This is a genomic window from Variovorax sp. 20P10.2.4 (genome assembly GCF_058244205.1).
In genome coordinates this window covers 1-7,707 of record NZ_JBZAYE010000350.1, presented here as the reverse complement: position 1 = coordinate 7,707, position 7,707 = coordinate 1, and the positions used below count along the sequence as shown (strand labels likewise).

The 7,707-nt window shown below is 69.4% G+C and carries 9 protein-coding genes and 1 riboswitch; of the genes, 5 read left to right on the top strand and 4 right to left on the bottom strand.

Going from position 1 to position 7,707, the window contains the following annotated elements; translation table 11 throughout:
* Window positions 1-8: 8 nt before the first annotated feature.
* From metF to ahcY, 3 genes are read right to left on the bottom strand one after another with little or no spacing between them, the layout of a single operon-like run.
* Window positions 9-833 (bottom strand): methylenetetrahydrofolate reductase [NAD(P)H], encoded by an 825-nt coding sequence (gene metF, locus AC27VN_RS26420; protein ID WP_398499162.1) that lies wholly within the window; start codon window positions 831-833, stop codon window positions 9-11.
* 9 nt (window positions 834-842) lie between these two features.
* Window positions 843-1,631, bottom strand: a complete 789-nt coding sequence (locus tag AC27VN_RS26415) for a TlyA family RNA methyltransferase (protein ID WP_490878445.1) — start codon at window positions 1,629-1,631, stop codon at window positions 843-845.
* Window positions 1,632-1,640: 9 nt separating this feature from the next.
* Window positions 1,641-3,080: an adenosylhomocysteinase gene (ahcY, locus tag AC27VN_RS26410; RefSeq protein WP_093348078.1), complete on the bottom strand. Its 1,440-nt coding sequence runs from the start codon at window positions 3,078-3,080 to the stop codon at window positions 1,641-1,643.
* Between the two features lie 70 nt (window positions 3,081-3,150).
* Window positions 3,151-3,218: riboswitch (S-adenosyl-L-homocysteine riboswitch) on the bottom strand.
* A gap of 151 nt (window positions 3,219-3,369) precedes the next feature.
* Here ahcY and AC27VN_RS26405 point away from each other — a divergent pair.
* The 5 genes from AC27VN_RS26405 to AC27VN_RS26385 all read left to right on the top strand — a co-directional run bounded on the left by AC27VN_RS26405 (window position 3,370) and on the right by AC27VN_RS26385 (window position 6,940).
* The gene (locus AC27VN_RS26405) at window positions 3,370-4,038 is read left to right on the top strand and encodes a hypothetical protein (RefSeq protein ID WP_490878444.1); all 669 of its coding nucleotides are present in this window, start codon (window positions 3,370-3,372) and stop codon (window positions 4,036-4,038) included.
* Between the two features lie 198 nt (window positions 4,039-4,236).
* On the top strand, window positions 4,237-4,734 hold the full coding sequence (phaP, locus tag AC27VN_RS26400) for a TIGR01841 family phasin (protein WP_490878443.1): 498 nt from the start codon (window positions 4,237-4,239) through the stop codon (window positions 4,732-4,734).
* 66 nt (window positions 4,735-4,800) lie between these two features.
* Window positions 4,801-5,253, top strand: a complete 453-nt coding sequence (locus AC27VN_RS26395) for a hypothetical protein (protein WP_490878442.1) — start codon at window positions 4,801-4,803, stop codon at window positions 5,251-5,253.
* A complete protein-coding gene (locus tag AC27VN_RS26390; protein WP_490878441.1) occupies window positions 5,250-6,326 on the top strand; it encodes an alpha/beta fold hydrolase in 1,077 nt (358 codons plus the stop codon). Before AC27VN_RS26395 ends, AC27VN_RS26390 begins: the two co-directional genes overlap by 4 nt.
* A complete protein-coding gene (locus tag AC27VN_RS26385; RefSeq protein ID WP_490878440.1) occupies window positions 6,323-6,940 on the top strand; it encodes a GNAT family N-acetyltransferase in 618 nt (205 codons plus the stop codon). The genes AC27VN_RS26390 and AC27VN_RS26385 overlap by 4 nt, the downstream gene beginning before the upstream one ends.
* Here AC27VN_RS26385 and AC27VN_RS26380 read toward each other — a convergent pair.
* Window positions 6,916-7,707, bottom strand: a 792-nt coding sequence (locus AC27VN_RS26380; RefSeq protein ID WP_490878439.1) for an alpha/beta hydrolase, incomplete at its 5' end; no start/stop codon positions are given. The genes AC27VN_RS26385 and AC27VN_RS26380 overlap by 25 nt on opposite strands.

The window sequence follows — 7,707 nt, the reverse complement described above, 5'->3', positions numbered from 1 at the left end:
CGCCCCTCTCAATCCAGGCGCTCCAATACAGCCAGCGTGGCCGCCGACTGGTTCATCGTGTAGAAGTGCAGCGCCGGCACGCCGCCCTCGCGCAGCCGCGCGCAGAGGTCGGTCACGACGTCGAGGCCGAAGGCCTTGATCGAGGCCGTGTCGTCGCCGAAGGCCTGCAGCCGCAGCCGGATCCAGCGCGGGATCTCGGCGCCGCAGGCGTCCGAGAAGCGCATCAGCTGCGTCGAGCTGGTGATCGGCATGATGCCGGGCACGATCGGCGTGTCGATGCCGAGCGCGCGCGCCTCGTCGACGAAGCGGAAGTAGGCATCGGCGCTGAAGAAGTACTGCGTGATCGCCGAATCGGCGCCGGCCTTCACCTTGGCCGCGAAGGCCTGCAGGTCGGCCTCGGGCGAACGCGCCTGCGGATGCACCTCGGGATAGCAGGCCACCTCGATGTGGAAGTCGCGGCCGGTCTCCGCGCGGATGAAGGCCACGAGGTCGCTCGCGTACTGGAACTCGCCGCCGGCGCCGTAGCCGCTGGGCAGGTCGCCGCGCAGCGCGACCAGGCGCTTCACGCCCATGGCCTTGAGCTCGGAAAGCTGCGCGCGCACCGTCTCGCGCGTGGCGCCGATGCACGAGAAATGGCTGGCCGCGTCCACGCCCTCGGACAGGATCTCCTGCACCGCGCCGAAGGTGCCCTGGTGGGTGGAGCCGCCCGCGCCGTAGGTGACCGAGCAGAACTCGGGCTTGCGCGCATAGAGCTGCTGGCGCGCCGCGCGCAGCTTGACCGCGCCTTCGGGCGTCTTGGTCGGGAAGAATTCGAAACTCAGCGGAAGGCGCACCTGCGTCTCCTAGGAACCGCCCGCGCCCGTCGCGCGCACGGCGTGAATGAAAAACTCGCGGTTGCCGTCGCCGCCGGCGATCGGGCTGTCGAACCAGCGCAGCACGCGCAGCTCGAGCGCGGCGCAGGCATCGCGCAGGCGCTTCTCGACGATCTCGTACATCGCCGCGTCGCGCACGATGCCGCCCTTGCCGACCTGGCCCGGCTGCAGTTCGAACTGCGGCTTGACCAGCATCAGCAGCTGGCCGTCGTCCGCGAGGAACTGCACCACCGCCGGCAGCACCAGCGTGAGCGAGATGAAGGACAGGTCGCCGACGATCAGGTCGAAGCGCTCGACGAAGGGCTCCTCGCCCTCTTCCTGCAGGTCGTCAGCCGAAAGCGCGCGCGCATTGACGCCTTCGATGGCGACCACGCGCGCATCCTCGCGCAGCTTCGCATGCAGCTGCCCGTGGCCGACGTCGACGCCCACCACCCGGGCGGCGCCGCGCTGCAGCAGGCAGTCGGTGAAGCCGCCGGTCGACTGGCCCACGTCGAGGCACAGCTTGCCGGCGGCATCGACGCCGCTGGCCTCGAGCGCGCCTTCGAGCTTGAGGCCGCCGCGCGAGACATAGCGCGCCTCGGCCGCGTCGTCGAGCTCGAGCTCGGCCGACTCGGGCACCTCGTCGCGGTTCTTCACGACCGAACGCCACGCATCGGTCGAGCCCGCATCGCGCCAGCGCATGCCGCCGGCGATGAGGCGCACGGCCTGCGAGCGCGAGGCGGCGAGGCCGCGTTCCACCAGCAACTGGTCGGCTCGCATGCGCTGCGATCAGTAGCGGTAGCTGTCCGGCTTGTAGGGGCCGTTCTTGCTCACGCCGATGTAGGCGGCCTGGGCGTCGGTCAGCTCGGTGAGCATGGCGCCAACCTTCTTCAGGTGCAGGCGCGCGACCTTCTCGTCGAGGTGCTTGGGCAGCACGTAGACCTTGCCGGCCTGGTAGGCGTCGGGCTTGGTGAACAGCTCGATCTGCGCGATGGTCTGGTTCGCGAACGAGGACGACATCACGAAGCTCGGGTGGCCCGTGCCGCAGCCCAGGTTCACCAGGCGGCCCTTGGCCAGCAGGATGATCTTCTTGCCGTCGGGGAAGGTGATGTGGTCGACCTGCGGCTTGATCTCTTCCCATTCGTACTTCTCGATCGACGCGACGTCGATCTCGTTGTCGAAGTGGCCGATGTTGCAGACGATGGCCTGGTCCTTCATCTTCGCCATCGTGTCGTGCGTGATGACGTCCTTGTTGCCGGTGGTGGTCACGAAGATGTCGGCCTTGTCGGCCGCGTATTCCATCGTCACGACCTTGTAGCCTTCCATCGCGGCCTGCAGCGCGTTGATCGGGTCGATCTCGGTGACCCACACCTGCGCCGACAGCGCGCGCAGCGCCTGGGCCGAGCCCTTGCCCACGTCGCCGTAGCCGGCCACGCAGGCCACCTTGCCGGCGATCATCACGTCGGTCGCGCGCTTGATGCCGTCGACCAGCGATTCGCGGCAGCCGTAGAGGTTGTCGAACTTGCTCTTGGTGACCGAGTCGTTGACGTTGATGGCGCGGAACAGCAGCGTGCCCTTGGCGCTCATCTCGTTGAGGCGGTGCACGCCGGTGGTGGTTTCCTCGGTCACGCCGATGATCTCGGCCGACTTGCGCGTGTACCAGGTCGCATCGACGGCCAGCTTGGCCTTGATCGCGGCGAAGAGAATGCGCTCTTCCTCGCTGCCCGGGTTGGCGATCACGCCCAGGTCCTTCTCGGCGCGCTGGCCCAGGTGCATCAGCAGCGTGGCATCGCCGCCGTCGTCCAGGATCATGTTCGGGCCTTCGCCCTTCGAGTCCTTGGGACCGAAGTCGAAGATGGCGTGGGTGTAGTCCCAGTAGTCCTTGAGCGACTCGCCCTTGATCGCGAACACCGGCGTGCCCGACGCGGCGATCGCGGCGGCCGCGTGGTCCTGCGTCGAGAAGATGTTGCACGAGGCCCAGCGCACCTGCGCGCCGAGGGCTTGCAGCGTTTCGATCAGCACCGCGGTCTGGATCGTCATGTGCAGCGAGCCGGTGATGCGCGCGCCCTTGAGCGGCTGGCTCTTGGCGAACTCCTCGCGGATGGCCATCAGGCCGGGCATCTCGGTTTCCGCGATGCGGATTTCCTTGCGGCCCCAGGCGGCGAGCGAAAGGTCGGCGATCGCCTGGTCGGCGGACGAAACAGGGGTGGGCTTGAGAACAGCGCTCATGTGAAGTGAACTCCAGAACTGTGTTTGAACGAGGCCACTGCGTCGGGGGAAAAAGACTCACCGCGAGAACAGCGGATGAGCGTGGTTGCGATGGGTCCGAGCCTCACGCCTGGCGGCGCTGCAACGCTCCTCGGAAGCCGCGGATTGTAGACGTGCCGGACACGGGCGCCAACGGCCGGGGCTTCCCACATCACGGAACGCGAGGGCGCGCCAACACCCCGCGTCATGCAGGGCTCAGAGTCGAGGCGTACAACGCTGCTTGCATTCCTTTTCCGCGAAAGCCCCTCCGATGCGTTCATCCCGCCTTTCCCCTCCCTCGTCGCCCACTGCGCGCCGCGCGCTCTGCACGGCGGCCCTGCTCGGCCTCGCCACCTTGCCGGGCCTGTCCTTCGCGCAGCAGGCGCAGGCCGCGCAACCCGTGGTGCGCGTGCGCGGCACGCTGGTCTATGCCGATGCGAGCAAGCTCGTCGTCAAGGACCGCGGCGGCGAGGTCGTGAGCCTCGCGCGGCCCGCGGACATGCCGCTGTCGGAGGTCTATCGCATCAAGCTCTCGGACATCAAGAAGGGCAGCTTCATCGGCACCGCAGCGATGCCGCAGGCCGACGGCACGCAGAAGGCGCTCGAGGTGGTGGTGTTCCCCGAGGCCGCGCGCGGCACCGGCGAGGGCCACTATCCGTGGGACCTGCAACCGCAGAGCACCATGACCAATGCCACCGTGGCCGACCTCGCGGCCGCGCCGCGCTCGGTGCGCGGCGGGCAGCAGCTGCGCCTGTCCTACAAGGGCGGCGAGAAGACCGTGATCGTGCCGCGCGACGTGCCGGTCGTGACCTTCCGCGCCGGCACCGAGGCGCTGCTGGTACCGGGCGCCAAGGTGCTGGTCAATGCGCAGGAGCGCAACGGCACGCCGACCGCGCTGCGCGTGGTGGCCGGCCGCGACGGTTTCACGCCGCCGATGTAAGCCGTTGCCGCTACCCGCCGGCGCTCCAGCGAGCGCCGGCGCCGTGGCGCACACCATCCCTTCGGGAAATCCCCCAGGCAAATCCGCGGCCGCGATCGCCGCGGCAGGGTCGTCGCGGCGTATCGTGGCGGCGGACCACGCGCGTGCGCGGCCGGTCCCGCCATCATCTTGTCCAACGTCCTCAGGAGATTCCGCACCATGGCCACTGCCAAGAAAGCCGCCGCCAAGAAGACCACTGCCAGCAGCAGCAGCGGAAGCGCCGAGAGAAAAGCGGCCCCGAGCGCGGCCGACATGCTCAACCCGCTCAAGGGCATGGCCGAGCGGCTGCAGAACCTCAACATGACCGATGGCGCGAGCAAGCTGCTCGACAGCGGCCGCAAGGACCTGCAGGCGCTGATGCAGGCCAACGAGAAGTCGTTCCAGGGCCTGCAGACGGTGGTGCAGCGCCAGACCGAGATGATCAAGAGCGCGATCACCGACTGGCAGGCCGCCGCCAAGGACATCCCCGGCAAGGACCCGAAGGAAGGCCTCGCCAAGCTCGACGCGCTCGGCCGCCAGTCGTTCCAGCGCGCGGTCGACGACATCAAGGAACTCGCCAACCTCGCGGCCAAGTCGCAGGCCGATGCCTTCGAGGTGGTGCGCCAGCGCATCCAGTCGAACGTCGACGAGGTCACGAAGATGCTGCAGCGCAAGTAGCGCGCGGCCCAGGCGCCGCGCCGGCGCACGGCGCGGCCTTCCGACGACGAACCTCGGTGTGCGGCCATGACCCAGTCCTCCTCTCCCCTCGACCCCATGGCGATCTGGCGCGAGCTCACCGCGCAATGGGAAAAGAGCACCAACGCGTTCGCCAACGAGGCCATGGCCTCCGATCCGTTCCGACAGGGCATGCACGGCGGCATGAACGCCTCGCTGGGCGCGCAGAAGGCGCTCGGCGACCTGATGGCGCGGCTGCTCACGATGCTGAACCTGCCCACGCGCGCCGACCTGCAGGCGCTGTCCGAGCAGCTGCAGCACATCGACGACCACCTGGCGCGGATCTCGCGGCAGCTCGAGGAGGGCGGTGCTGCGCCAACGCCGGCGCCGCAGTCATCGGCGCCGAAGCGCACGAAGCAGCCGCCCTCGATGACGGCCACGCCACCCGCACCCGCATCCCCGAAGAAGACAGCGGCCAAGGCCTCGAAGGCCCCGGCCCGCACCCGCCGCCCGCGCCCATGAGCACGCCCGCCGCCGAACTGCCGGTGCTGCCCGACCTGCGCGCCGAGATCGAGCGCACCATCCAGCGCAACATCAAGGGCCTGGATTTCCTGACCAGCGCCACGCCCGCGGTCGGGCTCACGCCCAAGGACGAGATCCATCGCCGCGGTACGCTGAGCCTCTATCACTACCGGCCGATGGTCGACGAGATCTACCGCGTGCCGGTGCTGATCGTGATGGCCACCACCAACAAGGGCTACATCCTCGACCTCGCGCCGGGCCAGAGCATGGTCGAGCACCTGCTGCGGCAGGGCTACGACGTCTACATGATGGACTGGAACGCGCCGCGGCCGCAGGAGAAGCGGCTGCGCATCGAGGACTACGTGCTCGACTTCATCCCCGACTCGGTCCGCCGCGTGCAGCAGCGCTCGGGCGAGGAGGACGTGAGCATCGTCGGCTACTGCATGGGCGGCGTGCTCTCCACGCTCTACGCGGCGCTGCATCCGGGCGGACCGCTGAAGAACCTCGCGCTGTTCACCACGCCGATCGACTTCAGCCGCATGACGATGTTCCATGCCTGGTCCGACAAGCGCTATTTCGACGTCGACCGGCTGGTCGACGGCGTGGGCAACGTGCCGCCCGAGATGCTGTTCGCCTCCTTCGACATGCTGCGCCCCGCGGGCCGCGGCGCGGGCCTGGTGCAGCTGTGGGACAACATGGCGAACGACGAGTTCGTCAAGTCCTACCGCATGTTCGACCGCTGGGGCGCCGAGATGCTGCCGCTGGCGGGCGAGTACTTCCGCCAGACCGTGAAGGAGCTGATGTGGGGTAACAAGCTGCTGAAAGGCGAGCTCTCGATCGGTGGACGGCCGGTGCGGCTGGCCAACATCGAGGTGCCGGTGCTGCATGCGCTCGCGCAGCACGACCACATCGTTCCCTATGAGGCGGGCGCGCCGCTGATCGCGGGCATCGGATCGGCGGACAAGGAGGAGGTGGTGCTCAAGGGGGGCCATGTGAGCCTGGCCGCGGGACCGAACGCGGTGCGCCGGCTGTGGCCGAAGCTCGACGAATGGCTGGGAGTGCGATCCATATGACGAATGCCGGCGACACCTCGACGAACCCGGGTTCGACCCGGCTCTATCCGCGCACGCTGCCGCATGCCGACGGCGAGATCGCGCTGCGCCGCATGGACGCCGCCGATGCCGGCGCGGTGCTGGCCTTCGCGCAGGCGCTGCCCACGCACGACCTGCTGTTCCTGCCGCGCGACATCACGCAGCCCAAGGTGATGGATGCCTGGGTGCGCGCCATCGCGCGCGGCGACATCGACAGCGTGCTCGCGGTGCGCGACGACAAGGTGCTGGGCTGCGCGGCGGTGATCCGCGATCCGCATTCGTGGTCGCGCCATGTGGCCGAACTGCGCGTGCTGGTCGAGCCTGCCCTGCGCGGCAGCGGCCTGGGCCAGCAGCTCGCGCAGGAAGGCTGCGCGCTCGCGATGGAACAGGGCCACGAGAAGGTGGTGGCGCAGATGACCGTGGACCAGCGCGGCGCGATCGCGGTGTTCCAGGCACTGGGCTTCCGGCCCGAGGCGCTGTTGAGCAAGCACGTGAAGGACCGCGAGGGCCGCGCGCACGACCTCGTGGTGCTGTGTCAGGACGTCGCGCAGGTCGAGGCGCAGATGCGGGCCTACGGGGTGACCGAGGCGTTCTGAGGCGGCGAGTCGAAGCGGCCCTGTGCCGCGAAGGCATCGAGCGCGCGCGCCATGCGTTGCGCCATCGCGGGATGGAAGGGGTCGTGGCCCGCGCCGGGCACGGTCTCGAAGCGGCTCGCGGGCAGCAGGCGCTGTACGGCTCGAGCGGCGGCCGGGCGACAAGTCCGGTCGAGCTCGCCGTGCAGGAACAGCACCGGATGGTCGCGCAGCGCGTCGAGCGCGCCCCACGCGACCGCGGCGCCGTCCGCGAGCCAGCAGCGGTGCGCGAGGTAGTGCGCCATCACCTTGTAGCGATCGATCGCGCGTTGCAACGCATCGCCTTGCGGCTCGGGCGCAGCGCCGGACTGTCCGCCCTGCGCGTGCTCCCAGGCCAGCCAGGCGAGCGTCGCGCGCGCTTGCGGCACGAGGTCGTCGTCCGCGAACACGCGACACAACGCGGGCAACAACGGCGCGCCCTCGGCCAACGAGACCGCGTCGGCCAGCCGCGACCATGCTTCGGGATAGCTCGCGCGCGCCCCCTCGAAGCTCCAATGCAACTCCGAGGCAGTCGGCACGAACAGCCCGCGCAGCAGCAGTCCGTCGACGGACGCCGGATGGCGCGCCGCATAGGCGAGCGCCAGCGTCGCGCCCCACGACCCGCCGACCACCAGCCAGCGCTCGATGCCCAGGTGCCGCCGCAGCGCCTCGATGTCGGCGATCAGCAGCTCGGTGCGGTTGTGGCGCGTTTCGCCGCGCGGCGTGCTGCGCCCCGCGCCGCGCTGGTCGAA

Excerpts from the sequence above, each read along its gene's own strand:
- AC27VN_RS26415 (WP_490878445.1), bottom strand. The coding sequence starts at position 1,631 with ATGCGAGCCGACCAGTTGCTGGTGGAACGCGGCCTCGCCGCCTCGCGC.
- ahcY (WP_093348078.1), bottom strand. The coding sequence starts at position 3,080 with ATGAGCGCTGTTCTCAAGCCCACCCCTGTTTCGTCCGCCGACCAGGCG.
- AC27VN_RS26405 (WP_490878444.1), top strand. The coding sequence starts at position 3,370 with ATGCGTTCATCCCGCCTTTCCCCTCCCTCGTCGCCCACTGCGCGCCGC.
- phaP (WP_490878443.1), top strand. The coding sequence starts at position 4,237 with ATGGCCACTGCCAAGAAAGCCGCCGCCAAGAAGACCACTGCCAGCAGC.
- AC27VN_RS26395 (WP_490878442.1), top strand. The coding sequence starts at position 4,801 with ATGACCCAGTCCTCCTCTCCCCTCGACCCCATGGCGATCTGGCGCGAG.
- AC27VN_RS26390 (WP_490878441.1), top strand. The coding sequence starts at position 5,250 with ATGAGCACGCCCGCCGCCGAACTGCCGGTGCTGCCCGACCTGCGCGCC.
- AC27VN_RS26385 (WP_490878440.1), top strand. The coding sequence starts at position 6,323 with ATGACGAATGCCGGCGACACCTCGACGAACCCGGGTTCGACCCGGCTC.